The sequence below is a fragment of the Microbacterium pullorum genome (assembly GCF_014836535.1).
In the GTDB taxonomy this organism is placed as follows: Bacteria; Actinomycetota; Actinomycetes; order Actinomycetales; family Microbacteriaceae; genus Microbacterium; species Microbacterium pullorum.
This window is the reverse complement of the sequence record NZ_JACSQP010000001.1, coordinates 348,337-364,163: the sequence shown is the minus strand read 5'-3', so window position 1 is coordinate 364,163 and position 15,827 is coordinate 348,337. Positions and strand designations below refer to the sequence as shown.

At 70.3% G+C, this 15,827-nt stretch carries 18 protein-coding genes, 1 tRNA gene and 1 pseudogene; 9 read left to right on the top strand and 11 right to left on the bottom strand.

The window, feature by feature from the left end:
- Window positions 1-19 precede the first annotated feature (19 nt).
- Both msrB and H9651_RS01805 read left to right on the top strand, forming a co-directional pair.
- Entirely contained in the window at window positions 20-427 is a 408-nt protein-coding gene (msrB, locus tag H9651_RS01810; protein WP_191717378.1) for a peptide-methionine (R)-S-oxide reductase MsrB, read from the top strand.
- A gap of 14 nt (window positions 428-441) precedes the next feature.
- Window positions 442-969: a nitroreductase family protein gene (locus tag H9651_RS01805; RefSeq protein WP_191717543.1), complete on the top strand. Its 528-nt coding sequence runs from the start codon at window positions 442-444 to the stop codon at window positions 967-969.
- A gap of 12 nt (window positions 970-981) precedes the next feature.
- On the opposite strand, the gene H9651_RS01800 is transcribed toward H9651_RS01805, so the two are convergent.
- Window positions 982-1,932 (bottom strand): DMT family transporter, encoded by a 951-nt coding sequence (locus H9651_RS01800; RefSeq protein ID WP_318244717.1) that lies wholly within the window; start codon window positions 1,930-1,932, stop codon window positions 982-984.
- A gap of 195 nt (window positions 1,933-2,127) precedes the next feature.
- Between H9651_RS01800 and H9651_RS01795 the strand changes: the two genes are divergently transcribed.
- On the top strand, window positions 2,128-3,135 hold the full coding sequence (locus H9651_RS01795; protein ID WP_191717376.1) for an SDR family oxidoreductase: 1,008 nt from the start codon (window positions 2,128-2,130) through the stop codon (window positions 3,133-3,135).
- Window positions 3,136-3,147: 12 nt separating this feature from the next.
- On the opposite strand, the gene H9651_RS01790 is transcribed toward H9651_RS01795, so the two are convergent.
- Window positions 3,148-3,861, bottom strand: a complete 714-nt coding sequence (locus tag H9651_RS01790) for an MBL fold metallo-hydrolase (RefSeq protein WP_191717375.1) — start codon at window positions 3,859-3,861, stop codon at window positions 3,148-3,150.
- An 80-nt stretch (window positions 3,862-3,941) separates the two neighbouring features.
- On the opposite strand from H9651_RS01790, the gene H9651_RS01785 reads away from it, so the two are divergent.
- Window positions 3,942-4,469: a TetR/AcrR family transcriptional regulator gene (locus tag H9651_RS01785; protein ID WP_191717374.1), complete on the top strand. Its 528-nt coding sequence runs from the start codon at window positions 3,942-3,944 to the stop codon at window positions 4,467-4,469.
- A gap of 9 nt (window positions 4,470-4,478) precedes the next feature.
- On the opposite strand, the gene H9651_RS01780 is transcribed toward H9651_RS01785, so the two are convergent.
- From H9651_RS01780 to H9651_RS14950, 4 genes and pseudogenes are all read right to left on the bottom strand, one after another.
- A complete protein-coding gene (locus tag H9651_RS01780; RefSeq protein WP_318244716.1) occupies window positions 4,479-5,297 on the bottom strand; it encodes an aldo/keto reductase in 819 nt (272 codons plus the stop codon).
- Between the two features lie 55 nt (window positions 5,298-5,352).
- Complete coding sequence (locus H9651_RS01775; RefSeq protein ID WP_318244715.1) at window positions 5,353-6,177, bottom strand: ABC transporter permease subunit; 825 nt, start codon at window positions 6,175-6,177, stop codon at window positions 5,353-5,355.
- Window positions 6,174-6,617, bottom strand: coding sequence for a hypothetical protein (locus H9651_RS14955; protein WP_318244729.1), 444 nt, complete (start codon window positions 6,615-6,617; stop codon window positions 6,174-6,176). Before H9651_RS14955 ends, H9651_RS01775 begins: the two co-directional genes overlap by 4 nt.
- 74 nt (window positions 6,618-6,691) lie before the next feature.
- Window positions 6,692-7,108, bottom strand: a pseudogene (locus H9651_RS14950) (ATP-binding cassette domain-containing protein); the annotation flags it as partial.
- A 191-nt stretch (window positions 7,109-7,299) separates the two neighbouring features.
- On the opposite strand from H9651_RS14950, the gene H9651_RS01765 reads away from it, so the two are divergent.
- Window positions 7,300-8,070, top strand: coding sequence for a patatin-like phospholipase family protein (locus H9651_RS01765; RefSeq protein WP_191717373.1), 771 nt, complete (start codon window positions 7,300-7,302; stop codon window positions 8,068-8,070).
- 28 nt (window positions 8,071-8,098) lie between these two features.
- Here H9651_RS01765 and H9651_RS01760 read toward each other — a convergent pair whose 3' ends face one another.
- Complete coding sequence (locus H9651_RS01760; protein WP_191717372.1) at window positions 8,099-8,485, bottom strand: ArsR/SmtB family transcription factor; 387 nt, start codon at window positions 8,483-8,485, stop codon at window positions 8,099-8,101.
- A gap of 194 nt (window positions 8,486-8,679) precedes the next feature.
- Between H9651_RS01760 and arsB the strand changes: the two genes are divergently transcribed.
- From arsB to H9651_RS01745, 3 genes are read left to right on the top strand one after another with little or no spacing between them, the layout of a single operon-like run.
- Entirely contained in the window at window positions 8,680-9,798 is a 1,119-nt protein-coding gene (gene arsB / locus H9651_RS01755) for an ACR3 family arsenite efflux transporter (RefSeq protein ID WP_191717371.1), read from the top strand.
- Complete coding sequence (locus H9651_RS01750) at window positions 9,795-10,805, top strand: metalloregulator ArsR/SmtB family transcription factor (protein WP_191717370.1); 1,011 nt, start codon at window positions 9,795-9,797, stop codon at window positions 10,803-10,805. The genes arsB and H9651_RS01750 overlap by 4 nt, the downstream gene beginning before the upstream one ends.
- A gap of 11 nt (window positions 10,806-10,816) precedes the next feature.
- Window positions 10,817-11,236, top strand: a complete 420-nt coding sequence (locus tag H9651_RS01745) for an arsenate reductase ArsC (protein ID WP_191717369.1) — start codon at window positions 10,817-10,819, stop codon at window positions 11,234-11,236.
- A 19-nt stretch (window positions 11,237-11,255) separates the two neighbouring features.
- On the opposite strand, the gene H9651_RS01740 is transcribed toward H9651_RS01745, so the two are convergent.
- The 4 genes from H9651_RS01740 to H9651_RS01725 all read right to left on the bottom strand — a co-directional run bounded on the left by H9651_RS01740 (window position 11,256) and on the right by H9651_RS01725 (window position 14,473).
- A complete protein-coding gene (locus H9651_RS01740; protein ID WP_191717368.1) occupies window positions 11,256-12,242 on the bottom strand; it encodes an aldo/keto reductase in 987 nt (328 codons plus the stop codon).
- 1 nt (window position 12,243) lies between these two features.
- Complete coding sequence (locus tag H9651_RS01735; RefSeq protein ID WP_191717367.1) at window positions 12,244-13,143, bottom strand: helix-turn-helix transcriptional regulator; 900 nt, start codon at window positions 13,141-13,143, stop codon at window positions 12,244-12,246.
- Between the two features lie 108 nt (window positions 13,144-13,251).
- A tRNA-Thr gene (locus H9651_RS01730) sits at window positions 13,252-13,327 on the bottom strand.
- 201 nt (window positions 13,328-13,528) lie between these two features.
- Window positions 13,529-14,473 (bottom strand): DsbA family protein, encoded by a 945-nt coding sequence (locus H9651_RS01725; RefSeq protein ID WP_191717366.1) that lies wholly within the window; start codon window positions 14,471-14,473, stop codon window positions 13,529-13,531.
- A gap of 206 nt (window positions 14,474-14,679) precedes the next feature.
- Here H9651_RS01725 and H9651_RS01720 point away from each other — a divergent pair, with 206 nt between their 5' ends.
- Window positions 14,680-15,783, top strand: coding sequence for an ABC transporter ATP-binding protein (locus H9651_RS01720; protein WP_191717365.1), 1,104 nt, complete (start codon window positions 14,680-14,682; stop codon window positions 15,781-15,783).
- The last annotated feature ends 44 nt before the right edge of the window (window positions 15,784-15,827 follow it).

The window sequence follows — 15,827 nt, the reverse complement described above, 5'->3', positions numbered from 1 at the left end:
GGAGCAGAAGGAGTCAGATATGACCTACGCAGTGAGCAAGAACGACGAGCAGTGGCGCGAGGAGCTCGCACCCGAGCAGTACGCGGTGCTGCGTGAGGCGGCGACCGAGCGGCCGTGGACCGGCGAGCTGCTGGATGAGAGCCGCGCCGGCCTCTACGCCTGTGCCGCGTGCGGCGCGGAGCTGTTCCAGAGCGGAACCAAGTTCGACTCGCACTGCGGGTGGCCGAGCTTCTACGAGTCGGTGCGCCCCGAAGCGGTCGAGCTGATCGACGACACCAGCCACGGCATGGTGCGCACCGAGGTGCGGTGCGCCGACTGCGGCTCGCACCTGGGGCACGTCTTCCCCGACGGGTTCGGCACCCCCACCGGTGACCGGTACTGCATGAATTCCCTCGCCCTGCAGTTCACCCCCGAGGATGCCGGGTGAGCGCACTCGAGGCGATGCGGCGCCGTCGGTCGCTGTCGAAGGTGACCGACGAAGCGCCCTCCCCCGAGGAACTGCTCGAGCTGGTCGGCGCCGCCGGGCGCGTCGCCGACCACTCCGAGCTGAAGCCCTGGCGCCTCATCGAGCTGCGCGGAGACGACCGCGCGACGCTCGGCCGGGCGATCAACAAGGCATCCGGCGAGAAGGGCGTCTCGACCAAGCCGCTGCGCGCGCCGCTGCTGGTGGCGGTCGTGGCCAGCTACCGGAAGAGCGACAAGGTGCCGCGCTGGGAGCAGGAGGCGGTGGCATCCGGTGTGGCCCACGCCCTCAGCCTGCTGCTGGATGAGGCGGGCTGGGGCGTCATCTGGCGCACCGGCCACTACACCCGCGCGAAGGCCGTCGCGAAGGCCCATGGACTGCGCAAGAACGAGGAGCTGCTGGGCTGGCTCTACATCGGCGGCAAGCCCGAGCGCGCGCGGGTGTCGCGCGACAAGGTCGTCGACGCCGCGGCGTTCGTCAGCCGCATGCCGCAGCCCAAGAGGTAACGCCCCCGCCGGTCAGCGTGCTCGTCGACGGCGCCACGGCACGGCGGCGACCACGACCGACGCCAGCGCGACGGCCACCATCGCGAGCGCGGTCCCGACGCCGGGTCCCGCCGGGGCGGGCCAGATGATGTCGAGCACGACGGATGCCGCCAGCTGACCGGCCACCGAGGCGAGCCCGAGCAGCAGCACGCCGGTGTGCACGACGAGCGCCGCCGACAGGAAGATGTAGAACACTCCCATCGCCCCGCCGACGTACAGCCAGGGCTCCGTGGGAAGGGCGGCGGGCGCACCGACGAGCGCGACGTGCACGCCGGCGGCAATGACGAGGCACAGCGATCCGCCGATGAAGTTGACGAGCGTGGCGGTCAGGGGCGTCCCCACCCGCTGCCGGAGCCGGCCGTTGGTGGCCTGCTGCCACGCGATGCCCACGCCCGCCACGAACGGCAGCACCAGCATCCACACCGGGGCATCGATGGCGCCACCGGTGAGGGCGATGCCCGCGGCGACCAGGGCGAGGAGACCACCGATCACCCGGCCGGTGGTGACCGCGACGACGCCCGACGGGCCGTGGCCGAGCCGGTCGAGCACGAGACCGCAGACGGTCTGTCCGGCGACGACTCCGACGGTGAAAAGGGCCACGCCGATCAGCCCGACCGCGAGGCCCTGGGTGGCGACCGTGAGGGCTCCCGCGACTCCGCCGCCCAGCATCCACAACGGGATGCGTCGGTCGCGCACGCCGGACACCAGCCGACGGAACCCGCGACGGCCGCTGGGCAGTGCGAGAGAGATCACCGCGAGGATCACCAGGCCCGACCCGAACGAGATCAACGCCGCGACGAAGCCGTCGTCGAGGCTCACACCGAGCTGGCCGTTGATGCGGGCCTGCACCGCGGTCATCACGCCGATGAGTGCTGCGCCACCCAGCGCCACCCAGACGGGCAGGCGACGGGTCTCGGTGGGCACTCGTGCAAGTCTAGGCCGCGCCGGGAATGCTGCACGCCGCGCCGGCGCGTCGCGATCAGTAGGTCCAGCGCGCGAGGCGCCGGGGCGAACGCGCCACTGGCACATCGTGCGCACCGCGGCCGCGCGCGAGGCGCCGGGGCGAACGCGCCACTGGCACATCGTGCGCACCGCGGCCGCGCTCGTTAGGGTCGGGCTATGACCTCCCTGCGCCTGCTCTTCCTCGGCGGCACCGGCACGATCAGCACCGCGTGCGTGCGCGCCGCGGTCGCCGCCGGTCACGACGTCACCGTGCTCACCCGCGGCACGCGCGACCGCGACCTGCCCGCGCAGGTGCGGCGGGTGACGGGCGATGTGCGCGACGCCGAGTCGATCCGGGCCGCGATCGGCGACGAACGCTTCGACGTGGTCGCCGACTTCCTCTCCTATGTGCCGGAGCATGTCGCCACCGTGCTCTCGGCAGTGGAGGGCCGGATCGCCCAGTACATCTACATCAGCTCGGCATCCGCCTATGAGAAGCCACCGCGCTATCTGCCGGTCACCGAATCCACGCCGCTGCGCAATCCGTTCTGGAAGTACTCCCGCGACAAGATCGCGTGCGAACAGCTGCTGGTCGACGCGCACCGGTCGCGGTCGCTGCCGGTGACGATCGTGCGCCCCTCCCACACGTACGACGAGACCAAGATCCCCACGATCGGCGGCTGGACCGACATCGCACGCCTCCGGGCGGGCAAACCCGTCGTGATCCACGGCGACGGCACGAGTCTGTGGACCATCACGCACGCCGACGACTTCGCGGTCGCGTTCACCGGCCTGCTCGGCAACCCGGCCGCCGTCGGCGACGCGTTCACCATCACCGGCACCCACGCGCCCAGCTGGAACCAGATCTACGGCTGGCTGGCGGATGCCGCCGGCGTCACCGACCCGCGCTTCGTGCACGTGGCCAGCGACACGATCGCCGCTTGGGCGCCCGATCTCGGTCCGACGCTGCGGGGCGACAAGGCCCACTCGGTCGTCTTCGACGTGTCGAAGGTCACTCGGCTCGTGCCCGAATTCCGCACCACCGTCACGTTCGACGAGGGCGCACGGCGCATCGTGGCGTTCTACGACGCGCACCCCGACCAGCAGCGGGTGAACGCCGAGCTTCATGCCACATTCGACGCGATGATCGCCCACGCCGACCGCGCCGGCACGGCGGCGACGTAGCGCGGCCGCTCGTCAGCTCGCCGCAGCACGCACCGTTGCGACGACCTCATCGGGTGAACCCCGCCAGGGCGCGCCGTGCCCGGGCAGCACCCACGTCGCCTCGAGGTCGGAGAGCCGCTCGAGCGACTGCAGCGCGGTATCGGGCGCATCGGTGAACGGCGCCGGTCCGAGCCCGGTGCGCCCGGTGAGCACATGGCGGGTGGTGAGGGCGTCGCCGACGGCGACGGCATGCGCCATCGGCACGTACACCGCGATGCTCCCCGGCGAATGCCCCGGCATGCCGATCACCTGCGGGGCGCCCGGCAGGTCGAGCACATCGCCGTCGGTGACCTCGACGACCTCGCTCAGGTACGTCGTGCGCAGGCCGCGCTTGCGCAGCGCGTAGCCGAAGAAGCCGACGAGTGGCCGCAGCCGCAGGGGGCCCATCGCCGTCTTGGGCTTGTCTCCGCCGCGGGCGCGGTCGGCGTCGGCGGCGTGCACGAAGACGGGCACACCGTGGTCGCGGCGCAGCCGCTCGGCGAAGCCGATGTGGTCGCTGTCGCCGTGAGTGAGCACCACGCCCTTGATATCCGACAGTGGGCGGCCGAGAGCGGCCAGCTCGGCGCGCAAGTCGCTCCAGTGACCGGGCAGGCCGGCGTCGATCACCGTGATCCCCTCGGGCGTCACGATCAGGTACGCGGCGACGATGTCGTTGCCGATGCGGTGGAGGTTCGGTGCGAGTCGCATGAGGACTCCTTCGTTGAGATGTAAGCTATTCTCCGTAGCCATCAAAGCTTAGCACCATAGCCATCACTGGAGGCCGCCGCATGCCCACCCCGGAACGCACGACCCTGCCCGCCATCGTCGCCGCCGCGCGCGACCTGCTCGAAGAGGGCGGGCCCACGAAGGTGAGCATGCAGGCCGTCGCGGAGCGCGTCGGGGTGCGCGCACCGTCGCTCTACAAGCGGGTGCGTGACCGCGACGCGCTGCTGCAGCTCGTGGCCGAGGCCACGGTGGACGACCTCGGCACCGCGCTCGCGGCATCCGATCACACTCTCGCCGGCCTCGCGCGCGCCTACCGGTCGTTCGCGCACACGCACCCCGAAGGCTTCCGCCACCTCTACGCCTCCTCCCCCGACCTCGCTCCGCTGCAGCGCGCGAGCGCGCCGGTGCTGCAGGCGGCGCGCGAGGCCGTGGGCGAGCAACGGGCGCTGGATGCCGCGCGCTTCGTGACCGCGTGGGCCACCGGGTTCGTCAGCATGGAGCTGGCCGGGGCCTTCCGCCTCGGCGGCGATGTCGACGCGGCGTTCGAGTACGGTCTCACACAGCTGCAGGCAGCGCTGCGGCGGAGCTGAGTAGCGCGCCTACGTGCGGCTGTAGACGGGGAACTTCGACGACTTGCCGTAGTCGCGCAGGTCGAGGCCCTGCAGCGCCGCCATGTCCTCATCGGAGATGACGAAGTCGACGTCGGCGTTGGAACGCAGATGGTCGGGGTTCGCGGTCTTCGGCAGCGACACCGTGCCCAGCTGCAGCGTGTAGCGGATGCACAGCTGCGGCACCGATACGCCGTACCGCTCAGCGACCGACGTGAGTTCGGGGCGATGCAGGATCTCGCCGTGCCCGATCGGCGAGTACGCCTCGACGAGCACGCCGGCGCTCCGGCAGTAGTCGATGAGGTCGGACGGGGTGTTGCCGATGTGCACGAGGATCTGGTTCACCTGCGGGGCGACGCTGGCGACGTCGAGGATGTTCTCGATGTCGTGCTGCTGGAAATTGGAGACGCCGATCGCGCGGATCTTTCCCGCCGTGTGCGCCTCTTCGAGCGCCCGCCAGGCCTGGCGGTTGCCCTCGCCGTAGTCGCCGCCGCGGAAGTCGTTCCACGGCTGCGGGCTGTGGATGAGCATCAGGTCGATGTAGCCGACGTCGAGCGTGGCCAGCGAGCGGTCGATCGCGGTGACCGCGGCGTCGTACTCCTTGATCTCGGCGGCGAGCTTGGTGGAGACGAAGAGTTCGTCGCGCGGCACGCCGCTGCCGCGGACGCCCTCGCCGACGCCGCGTTCGTTGCCGTAGGCCTGCGCCGTGTCGATGTTGCGGTAGCCGATCTCGATGGCGTCGCCGACGGCGCGGCCGACCTTGCCGTCGTCGATGAACCAGGTGCCCAGGCCCAGCTTGGGGATCTGCACGCCGTTGGCGAGTGTGTACGTCTCGGTGAGGATGATGGTGTGTCCTTTCGTGGAGTCACCCGGTGACGTCGCGGCGCGCGAGCGCGGCGGTCGCGAGCGCGATGAGTACGGCGCCGCCTCCCCACAGCAGCGCGAGGCCGGGACCGTCGACGCCGTTCGCGAGCGGCGCCTGTCCGAACGCCCACTCGTACGGCGAGAAGACACGCAGCCAGTCGAGGTCGTCGGAGTTGTTGGCCACCGCCTGCAGCACGTAGCCGGCCACGGCGACGCCCGCCCCCACACCCAGCCCCCAGGCTCTCCGCCCGGTGACGGCGCCCGCGGCGAGCGCCGCGGTCGCGGAGAAGAGCCCCACCCCGACCCATGCGAACACGACCGCGACGAGCTTCCCCAGCTGCAGGTCGAGCTCGGCCGGGCCGTTGAGCAGGGCGATCGCCGCCCACGCGACGACGCCCAGCAGCAGCAGCTTCACCAGCACGGCGGCGGCGCTCTCGAGGGCGTACTGCACCCGCCCCACCGCGTGGGCGAGGGTCAGTTCGAGCCGACCCGACTCCTCCGCGCCTCCGATCGCGGCGGCGCCCCAGGCGATGCCCGCGATGGTGATGAGCACGAACCCGATCAGCCCGAAGAAGGTCGCCTGCGTGTACCCGGCGCCGGTGGCGATGTCTTCGTAGCCGAGGGTGCGCACGAGTTCCGGGGGAAGGGAGTTCAACACTCCGGCCAGCTCGGGCGTGCGCATCGCGGGGAACAGCGGCAGGTAGAGGCCGACGACGGCCACCACGCCGATCGACCACCCGATCTGACCTCGCCACCCGTCGAGCAGCGCGCGACGCAGCACCGGCAACGCTCGCGGCCGGGCGGGAGGGTGCGCCACGGCGGTCACGAGCTGCTCCGTCGGGTCGGGGCCGCCGCGGCGGTGTAGAGCCCGAGCACCGATTCCTCGAGGTCGGGCTCCTCCACCGTCAGCTCCCGGATCGTCGCGGTGCACAGGGCACGGATCACGGGGTCGATGTCGCCGCGCACCGTCGCCGACACCCGCGTCAGTTCGCCCGCGGCGGTGACGTCGAGGTCGGTGACGCCGGGCATCCGCTCGAGTGCCGCCTGCAGCCCGTCGACGGTGCTCCCGTCGAGGGTCGCCTGCAGGCGCCGCACGCTGGCGACGCGCAGGGTCGCCACAGATCCCTCCGCGACGATGCGCCCCTCGGCCAGCACCGCGACGTCGTCGGCGCTCTGCTGGATCTCACTGAGCACGTGGGAGCTGAGCAGCACGGTCTGGCCGTCGTCCCGCGCTTCGCGCAGCATCGCGAGCACTTCGCGCTGCACAGCGGGTCGAGGCCGCTCGTGGGTTCGTCGAGCACGAGCAGGGCGGGTCGGTGCATGAACGCCTGCACCACGCCCACCTTCTGCTTGTTCCCCTTCGACAGCGTCCGCACCGGGCGGGTGAGGTCCAGCCCCAGCCGTTCGGCGAGGCGTTCGATCGTGCCCGGCGCGACTGGGCCGCTGATCTCGGCGAGGTGGCGCAGCATCGCGCCCGCGCTCAGCCGACTCGCCAGTCGCAGCTCGCCCGGGATGTACCCGATGTGCCGCCGCAGCGCCGCACCGCCCGCGCGGGGGTTCTCCCCGAGCACCGACACCTCCCCCGACGTGGGCCGGATGATGTCCAGCAGCACCCGCAGCGTCGTGGTCTTGCCGGCGCCGTTCGGACCGATCAGGCCGAAGACCGACCCCGTCGGCACGGTGAGGTCGAGGGCATGCAGTGCGGTGTGCGCGCCGTACTTCTTGTGCAGCCCGCGCACCTGCACGGCCGCCGTCATGCCGCTGTGTCCCGCGTCGCCCATCGCCCGCCCTCCGGATCCCCGCATGCGGCCCATCGACCGCTGCAGGTCGATGGATGCCAATCCCGCCGCGCGACCGCATCCATAGCGTGCCACCGTGGCCGACCCGGCGGAAGAGGGCGGTGTTACATTCGCCCCAGGCAGCGCGCCACCGGCAGTGGGAGGACGATGTGAGCGACGCGGGCGATGACCAGACCCTGGGGCTCACCCTCGGCGGCGGGGGCGCGTTCGGTGCGGCGCACGTCGGGGTGCTGCAGGTGCTCGCCGAGCGCGGCATCCGTCCCGGCATCGCCACCGGCACCAGCTCGGGCGCCCTGGTCGCGTCGGTCTACGCCGCGGGCCTCGGGACCGCGGCGATCGACGAACTCGCGCAGCGGTTCCGCTGGCGGGCGATCGCGCGGTGGTCGTTCGCCCCGCGCTGGGGGCTGCTGGACACGCGCGTGCTGACGGATGCCGTCACCCGCGCGCTCGGTGGCGATCCCCTCATCGAGGACCTCCCCCGCCGGTTCGGCGCCGTGGCCACCGATCTGCGCACCCGGCGGGCGGTCACGATCGACCGGGGTCCGCTGAGCGAGGCGCTGCGGGCGACCATCGCGGTACCGGGACTGCTCCCGCCGGTGCGCCGTGATGGCGCACTGCTGGCCGACGGCGGCATCGTCGACAACGTGCCGTTCGGTGCCGCACGCGCCCTCGGCGCATCCCGCGTGATCGTGGTGCGCCTGCACGCCAGGTGGGAGAACGTGCGCATGATGCGCACCGTCAGTCGCACGGCGGATCTCGCCCGTGACCGGTCGGTCGTGCTGATTCAGCCCGAGATGGAGGGGATGGCGCAGTGGATCATGGCGTCGGTGCCGCGCCTCATCGCCGAGGGCCGCCGCGCGGCGGAGGCCGCACTGGATGCCGCGACGTCGGGCGGGCACGGCGCGTGGCCGACGTCGTGACCCGTCCTGCCACCCTCCGCCCGCAGGTTCAGCTCACTCGCCGAGCAGCGTGGTCGGCGATGGCCGCCTCGGGATCGGCGATCGACATCAGCACGGCAGTCAGCGATGCCACCACGTCGGGGACGACCCGATAGTGCGCCCACACGCCACGCTTCTCACGGCTGAGGATGCCGGCCTCGGTCATGACCTTGAGGTGATGCGACACCGTGGGCTGCTTGACCCCGAGGGGCTCGGGCATGTCGCACGCACAGAGTTCCCCTCCATCCGCAGCCGCGATCATCGAGAGCAGTCTCAGTCGGGTCGGGTCGGCGATCGCCTTGAGGACCCGCCCCAGGTCGTCGGCCTGAGCGACGCTCAGCACCCGGCCGCCACCCGGGGCGCAGCACGCGATCTGTTCCACCGTCGACGTCGCCATACCCCCACGATGTCACGGATATTGACAGCCTTCAATGTCTCGGGCATCCCGAGCGTCGCTCGCCGGCGCGAACGGGCGAACCCGCCTCCGCGAGCGCACGAGTCCCTGGCATGCCCGGTCTATATCGAATAGTGTCTATATAGGCGCTGATCGAACGGTCCTCGCCCACATCGGCGAAACGGGAGTCATCCGGGATGTCCACACAGAGCGCGTCCACCGCGAGTCCCCATGCCGGGACGCGGCGACTTTCGACCCTCGACAAGTGGCTGCCGCTGTGGATCGGCCTCGCGATGGTGACGGGCCTGCTGCTGGGCCGATTCGTCCCCGCGCTGTCCGATGTGCTCGCCCGACTGGAGGTCGGTGGAGTATCGATCCCCATCGGACTCGGGTTGCTCGTGATGATGTACCCGGTGCTCGCGAAGGTGCGCTACGACAAGATCGCCGCCGTGACCGGAGACAAGAAGCTGCTGGTGTCCTCGCTGGTGCTGAACTGGCTGGTGGGGCCGGCGGTCATGTTCGCCCTCGCCTGGGTCTTCCTGCCCGATCTGCCCGAGTACCGAACGGGCCTGATCATCGTGGGACTTGCCCGGTGCATCGCGATGGTCGTCATCTGGAGCGACCTGGCGTGCGGCGACCGCGAGGCGACCGCGGTGCTGGTGGCGATCAACTCCGTGTTCCAGGTCGTCGCGTTCTCGCTGCTCGGCTGGTTCTACCTCACCGTGCTGCCCGGCTGGCTGGGCCTGGACGCCCAGGGGCTCGACATCTCCGTGGGGCAGATCGCGCTCAACGTGCTCTTCTTCCTCGGCATCCCCCTCGTCGCTGGCTTCGCGTCCCGCTGGATCGGCGAGAAACGCAAGGGACGGGCCTGGTACGAAGACACCTTCCTCCCCGCCGTCGGGCCATGGGCGCTCTACGGCCTGTTGTTCACGATCGTGCTGCTGTTCGCGCTCCAGGGCGAGGCCGTCACCTCCCGCCCGCTCGACGTCGCCCGCATCGCGCTCCCCCTGCTGGTGTACTTCGCGGTCATGTGGTTCGCGGGGCTGCTGCTCGGCAAGGGCCTCGGCCTCGGATACGCCCGTTCGACGACGCTCGCGTTCACGGCCGCCGGCAACAACTTCGAGCTCGCCATCGCGGTCGCGATCGGCACCTTCGGTGCCACGTCGGGGCAGGCTCTCGCGGGCGTCGTCGGTCCGCTGATCGAGGTGCCCGTGCTGGTGGGACTCGTCTACGTCTCGCTCTGGGCGGCGAAGGCGTGGTTCCACACGGATCCGTACCGCCCGGCCTCCCCCCGCATCGAAGCGAGCACGAGATGACCACCGCGCGTGCTGTCGTCGATGCGGATGCCTGCACCCCGGCGCCCGCCCGTGCCATCAGCCTCGATGCCGCGACCACCATCGCGGGCGTACTGAAGGCGCTGGCCGATCCGCTGCGGCTGCGCATACTCTCGACCATCGCGACCGATCCGCGTGGCGAGTCGTGCGTCTGCGACTTCGCCGCACTCTCGGACGTGTCCCAGCCCACGATCTCCCACCACCTCAAGGTGCTCAAAGAGACCGGGCTGCTGCTCTCCGAACGGCGCGGCACGTGGGTCTGGTATCGCGTCGACCCGGCGCGCTCCGGTGCGGTGACCGCGCTGCTGGACACCCTCGCACCCGCCGCATTCAACGACACGACGCCTCGCGATGAGGCGTTGTCGAGCGCGCGACTGCGCGGCATGGATGGGCGTGTGACCCGTCTCGCTGAAGAGCTCGCGGACGAGCATCCGCAATTGGATCGGCATCTGGTCACCACGATCGTGCGGGAGTCGTACACGAGCCTGTCCCGCACGGCCAGGGTGACGAACATGCTCATCCCGATCACCGAACGCTTCTCCCGCCAGCGCCTGGCCGACATGTCGCGCGATCGCTCCGCCGGAGCCCCGCACGTGCTGTTCGTGTGCGTGCAGAACGCCGGGCGCTCCCAGCTCGCCGCCGCCCTTCTCACCCAGCGTTCCGGCGGCGCTGTCGTCGCCCGTTCCGCAGGCTCGACGCCCGCCGCCGATGTCCACCCGAACGTGCGCTCGCTGCTCGCGCAGATCGGAGGCGGAGATCTCGCCGACGCCGCGTTCCCGAAGCCGCTCACCGACGACGCTGTGCGCGCAGCGGATGTCGTGGTGACGATGGGCTGCGGCGATGTCTGCCCCATCATCCCCGGCGTCCGCTATGAAGACTGGGCCGTCGCCGACCCCGCCCTCGCATCCGAAGCGGGTGTCGCCGTCATCCGTGACGACATCACCGCCCGCGTCGACGCACTCCTTGCCACCCTCACCCCGAGCCGCTGAAAGAGACTGCCATGACCACCAACACACCCTCCGTGCTGTTCGTCTGCATCCACAACGCCGGACGATCCCAGATGGCCGCAGGATTCCTGCGCCACATCGCCGGCGACACGATCGAGGTGCGATCGGCCGGATCGATCCCCGCCGACCGCATCAACCCCGTCGCCGTGGCGGCCATGCACGAAGTCGGCATCGACATCACGGCGCAGCAGCCCAAGGTGCTCACCACCGAGGCCGTACGCGACTCGGACGTGGTCATCACGATGGGCTGCGGCGACGCCTGCCCGATCTTCCCCGGCACACGTTACGAGGACTGGAAGCTCGATGACCCGGCCGGCCAGGGCATCGAGGCCGTTCGCCCGATCCGCGACGACATCCGCCGGCGCGTCGAGGGCCTCATCGCGTCACTGGAGGACCTCCCCGACCACCGCTGACGCGCGGGACGATCCGGCCTCAGCGGTTGACGTAGCCCATGTGCTGCGCGTTGTAGCGGTCGCCTCGGACGCCGACGCGCCGCGCGAGCGAGTCGAGGTCGGCGCGCTCGTCGGCGGACAGCGGCACGGTCGTGGCGTCGGCGTTCTCCCGGATGCGCGACGTGCGCCGGGTGCCCGGGATCGGGACGATCCACGGATGCTGGGCGAGCAGCCACGCCAGGGCGATCTGGCCCGGGGTGACGCCTTTGCCGGTGGCGAGCATGCGGACGTGGTCGACGAGGGCCGTGTTCGCCGCGAGGTTGTCGGCCTCGAACCGCGGCACCCGGCGACGGATGTCGTCGTCGGTGAACGTGGTCGAGGTGTCGACGGTGCCGGTGAGGAATCCCTTGCCGAGCGGGCTGAACGGGACGAACCCGATGCCAAGCTCGGCGAGGGTGGGCAGCACCTCGGCTTCGGGGTCGCGGGTCCACAGCGAATACTCGCTCTGCACCGCCGTCACCGGGAACACCGCGTGAGCGCGGCGGATGGTGTGCGCGGAGGGCTCGGAGAGACCGAAATGGCGAACCTTGCCGGCGGCGACGAGTTCACCGACCGTGCCGGCGACATCCTCGATCGGCACGTCGGGGTCGACACGGTGCTGATAGAACAGGTCGATCACGTCGGTGCGCAGTCGCCGCAGCGACGCGTCGGCCACCGCACGGATCTGCTCGGGCCTGCTGTCGAGGCCGACACTCGCACCGTCGCGGATGTCCCAGCCGAACTTCGTCGCGATCACGACGCGGTCCCGCACCGGTTCGAGCGCCTCGCCGACGAGCTCCTCGTTGGCATACGGCCCGTACACCTCTGCGGTGTCGAAGAAGACGACGCCGAGGTCGACGGCCGACCGGAGGACCCGGATCATCTCGTCCCGCGTGCCCGGGTTCGGGCCGTAGCTCTGGGACATGCCCATGCACCCCAAGCCGATCGCCGAGACCTGAAGCCCCTGTCCGAGTGTGCGCGTGTGCATGTCAGTCCTCCTTCACCGCGGACGCGGCATCATGAGCGGTTCGCGCAGCTTCGATCTCTTCTGTTGCCTGCCAGTTCGCGAGCAGTTGCAATCGCTCGTGGCTGTCGGATCCGGGCTGCGCGAAGTAGATGAGAAAGGTGAGGCCGGGGTGCTGGACGAACTGCAGGTCCTCATAGCTGAGTTCGAGTTCGCCGACCACGGGATGGATGAAGCGCTTGACGCCGGCGCCGTGCTGGCGAACATTGTGCGCACCCCAACGGGTGCGGAACGCATCACTGCGCGTGCACAGCTCGCCCACCACATCCTGGACGCCGCGGTCGTACGGATCACGGCCGGCCTCGGTGCGGAGGATGCCGACGGTGATGTCTGCCGCTTTCTCCCAGTTCGGGTGGAAGTCGCGAGCGCGGGGATCAAGGAACGCGTACCGTGCCAGGTTCCCCTCTCCGGGAGCCTCGAACACCTGAGCCTGAAGGGCCCGGCCGAGTGCGTTGGCGGCGAGGATGTCCATCCTGCCGTTGCGCACCATCGCGGCGCCCTCCGTGATGCAATCCATCATCAGTTGCATCTCCGACCGGACAGCTGCCGAAGCTCCGGGCCTCCGCCGCGCCCGGGTGGGAGACTGCCCCGCCGCGCGGGCCAGGTCGAACAGGTGCGCGCGTTCGGCGTCATCCAGCCGCAGTGCCTGCGCGATCGCGTGAAGGACCGACTCGGAGGCGCCGGCGACCTGGCCTCGTTCGAGTTTCGCGTAGTACTCGATACTCACTCCGGCGAGCATCGCGACCTCGCTGCGCCGCAGTCCGGGCACGCGACGGTTGCTCCCGCCCGGTAGCCCCACCTGGTCCGGAGTGAGCTTTGCGCGGCGGGACGTGAGGAACTCTCGCACCTCTGCCCTGTTGTCCATGACGCCAACGCTACGCGCGACCGCCTTCGCGTGGGGTGCCACACCAGTACACCTATCGGCGAGGACACGCTTCCACAATGTCGAGCTTCGTCGACATCGACAGTTCTGTGGTGCCGGCTACAGGACTTGAACCTGCAACCCCCGTATTACAAGTACGGTGCGCTACCAATTGCGCCAAGCCGGCAAGCCCGGAATCCCGGGCCTTCTGTCGAGGCTCACGCCGTTCGGTCGAGCCGACCCCGCACGAACCCCGCAGATTCGGCTCCGCCGTCGACGGAGCCCCCACAGAGTCTAGAGCGTCGGCTGCACGAGCGCCGCGCGGGCAGGCCCGCGGCGACCGGCAGACCCCACGCGAGCAGACTCCACCGCGCCCTGACCCCGCCGGTTACGGCGTCGGCGTGGGAGTCGGGGTGGGGTTCGTTTCCTCGTAGTACTTGTCGCTGGCCAGCGTCATGACGAACTGTGCGAACTCCGCCGGGTCGTCGAGCGCGCCCACGTACGGCTCGCCGTTGACCAGCACGGTCGGGGTGCCGGTGAGTGCCAGACCGTCGGTGTCGGGGATGCCCTTCAGTGCGCGGTCGGTCGCCTCGCGTGCCCACGCGGCGAAGCGTGCCTCTTCGATGCACTCGCGCACGATCTTCGGCTCGATCACCCCGGATGCCTGGGCGAGGTCGGCCAGTTCCTTGTCGGACATGCCGTCGGCATCGACGTCGGGCTGCTTGGTCAGCAGCTCGTTCGTGTAGGTGAAGAAGGTCTCCTGCGAGTGGGTGGCCACACAGGCCGCAGCGCTGGCCGCGCGCAGGGAGTACTTGGTGCCGTTGGACTTCGCGCTCAGCATGGCGACCGGGTAGTAGGTCAGCGAGGCCGAGCCGTCGTCGACCCACGAGGCGAGCTGCTTCATGTTGGCCATCTGGAACGTGCGCGAACCCTCGGAGAGGTAGTCGATGTACACGCGGATGTCCACGGCGGCGTCGCTCTGGGCGGGTTCGGCGAGCGTGACGTTGGGGCTGACCTCGGCGGGAGCCGGCGTCGCCTCGGTCATGCCGCGCTCAGCGTCGGCCTGGCCGGTCGCTCCCGTCACCGACGAGATGGCGAAGCCGTTGTCGACCACGTTGGCCGGGGACAGCTGGGGCTTGGATGCATTGCTGGACACGACCCACACCAGCGAGCCGGCGATGACAGCCACGACAGCCAGTGCCGCCACACCCAGCAGCGACCGGCGGATGATCCGCATACGGGACTGCTTGGCGTGCACGAGTTGAGCCTTCTCGCGCACCGCTTCGCGGGCGTCGCGCTTGACCGGTGCGTTCGAGGGATCGTCGCTGGACATGGAACCTTCTGAGAGACGTGCGGCCGGCTGTCCGGCAGGGGCCGCTCGGGTGTGCGCGGCGGTATCGATGCTAGTCAGGGTGTCTGGGAAAAGCCCAGACATGACATACTGGACGCGCGCCCGAAGGTGGGCGCGCGGGAATAAGCCCCCGCATCACTTCACTACGGATCGTCCGGCACGTACCTGCCGGTGAAGGAGAAGAAAACATGGCGACTGTCACATTCGACAATGCAACTCGCTTGTACCCCGGGGGCACGCGTCCGGCCGTCGACAAGCTCAACCTCGAGGTCGCCGACGGCGAATTCCTCGTGCTGGTGGGCCCGTCCGGCTGTGGCAAGTCCACGTCGCTGCGCATGCTGGCCGGCCTCGAAGAGGTCAACTCGGGCCGCATCCTCATCGGTGACCGCGACGTGACCGACGTGCCGCCGAAGGACCGCGACATCGCAATGGTCTTCCAGAACTACGCGCTGTACCCGCACATGACCGTCGCCGAGAACATGGGCTTCGCCCTGAAGATCGCCGGCGTCGGCAAGGAAGAGCGTGCCGCCCGCGTGCTCGAGGCCGCCAAGCTGCTCGACCTCGAGGAGTACCTGACCCGCAAGCCGAAGGCCCTCTCGGGTGGTCAGCGTCAGCGCGTCGCCATGGGTCGCGCCATCGTGCGTCAGCCCCAGGTGTTCCTCATGGACGAGCCGCTGTCGAACCTCGACGCCAAGCTGCGTGTACAGACGCGTACGCAGATCGCCTCGCTCCAGCGTCGCCTCGGCGTCACCACGGTCTACGTCACGCACGACCAGACCGAGGCGCTCACCATGGGTGACCGCATCGCCGTGCTCAAGGACGGCCTGCTGCAGCAGGTCGGCACCCCGCGCGACCTGTACGAGAAGCCGAACAACGTGTTCGTCGCCGGCTTCATCGGCTCCCCCGCCATGAACCTCTTCTCGGCGGACCTCGCCGAGGGTGGCGTGCGGTTCGGCTCCGAGGTCGTCCCGCTCGACCGCGACACCGTCGGCCGCGCCAACGGCAGCCAGGTCACCGTGGGTGTGCGCCCCGAGGACATCGTCGTCGGCCCCGCCGACGGCCAGGGCCTCTCGGTCGTCGTCGACCTCGTCGAAGAACTCGGCGCCGACGGCTACCTGTACGGCCACACCGAGATCAACGGCAAGCGCGCCGACCTGGTCGCCCGCGTCGACGGTCGCAACCACCCGAACGCCGGCGAGACGGTCACGCTCGCCGCGACCGCCGGCCACGTGCACGCCTTCGACATCGAGTCGGGCGAGCGCCTGAACGACAAGCCGGTCGTCTCGGCCTGATCGCATTCGCACACCGCGCGGCGCCGGGTGGCCGGGGGGGGCCC

Coding starts and splice junctions, on each gene's coding strand:
- msrB (WP_191717378.1), top strand. CDS start 20: ATGACCTACGCAGTGAGCAAGAACGACGAGCAGTGGCGCGAGGAGCTC.
- H9651_RS01790 (WP_191717375.1), bottom strand. CDS start 3,861: ATGCGACTCGCACCGAACCTCCACCGCATCGGCAACGACATCGTCGCC.
- H9651_RS01725 (WP_191717366.1), bottom strand. CDS start 14,473: ATGTCCAGCGACGATCCCTCGAACGCACCGGTCAAGCGCGACGCCCGC.
- H9651_RS01785 (WP_191717374.1), top strand. CDS start 3,942: ATGCCCACCCCGGAACGCACGACCCTGCCCGCCATCGTCGCCGCCGCG.
- H9651_RS01760 (WP_191717372.1), bottom strand. CDS start 8,485: ATGGCGACGTCGACGGTGGAACAGATCGCGTGCTGCGCCCCGGGTGGC.
- H9651_RS01795 (WP_191717376.1), top strand. CDS start 2,128: ATGACCTCCCTGCGCCTGCTCTTCCTCGGCGGCACCGGCACGATCAGC.
- H9651_RS01805 (WP_191717543.1), top strand. CDS start 442: ATGCGGCGCCGTCGGTCGCTGTCGAAGGTGACCGACGAAGCGCCCTCC.
- H9651_RS01735 (WP_191717367.1), bottom strand. CDS start 13,143: ATGGACAACAGGGCAGAGGTGCGAGAGTTCCTCACGTCCCGCCGCGCA.
- arsB (WP_191717371.1), top strand. CDS start 8,680: ATGTCCACACAGAGCGCGTCCACCGCGAGTCCCCATGCCGGGACGCGG.
- H9651_RS01720 (WP_191717365.1), top strand. CDS start 14,680: ATGGCGACTGTCACATTCGACAATGCAACTCGCTTGTACCCCGGGGGC.
- H9651_RS01750 (WP_191717370.1), top strand. CDS start 9,795: ATGACCACCGCGCGTGCTGTCGTCGATGCGGATGCCTGCACCCCGGCG.
- H9651_RS01740 (WP_191717368.1), bottom strand. CDS start 12,242: ATGCACACGCGCACACTCGGACAGGGGCTTCAGGTCTCGGCGATCGGC.
- H9651_RS01745 (WP_191717369.1), top strand. CDS start 10,817: ATGACCACCAACACACCCTCCGTGCTGTTCGTCTGCATCCACAACGCC.